General features: G+C 28.5%; 1 pseudogene. It reads left to right on the plus strand.

Annotated features, from left to right (window positions below):
* Positions 1-705 (plus strand): annotated as a pseudogene (locus tag ACXQH5_RS13755) (IS1182-like element ISSau3 family transposase); the annotation flags it as partial.

Here is a 705-nt window from a genome sequence, read left to right on the forward strand (position 1 = left end):
TGTATTTTCTGGTCGTAGAATAGAGAAATTACTTCATGACAGTATTCGAATGATGTGGTTAGCTCAAGATCAAACACCTTCTTATAAAACTATTAATCGTTTTAGAGTGAATCCTAATACTGATGCGTTAATTGAATCTTTATTTATTCAGTTCCATAGTCAATGTTTAAAGCAAAATCTTATTGATGATAATTCAATTTTTATTGATGGTACAAAAGTAGAAGCTAGTGCCAATAGATATACATTTGTGTGGAAGAAAAGTATTCAAAATCACGAATCGAAATTGAACGAAAATTCAAAAGCATTATATCGTGACTTAGTTGAAGAAAAAATAATACCAGAGATAAAAGAAGATGGAGATAGCGATTTAACAATAGAAGAAATAGATTTAATTGGTAGTCATTTAGATAAAGAAATCGAAGATTTAAATCATTCTATTGAGAACGAAGATTGTACTCAAATTAGAAAACAGACCCGTAAAAAAAGAACTGAGATTAAGAAGTTCAAAAAGAAATTTGATGATTATTCCGAAAGAAAAAGTAAATATGAAGAACAAAAATCGATTCTTAAAGATAGAAATAGCTTTTCTAAAACTGATCATGATGCAACTTTTATGAGAATGAAGGAAGACCATATGAAAAATGGCCAACTTAAGCCAGGATACAATTTACAAATAGCGACAAATTCTCAATTTGTTTTATCCTA

Source organism: Staphylococcus sp. SA22 (assembly GCF_054165785.1).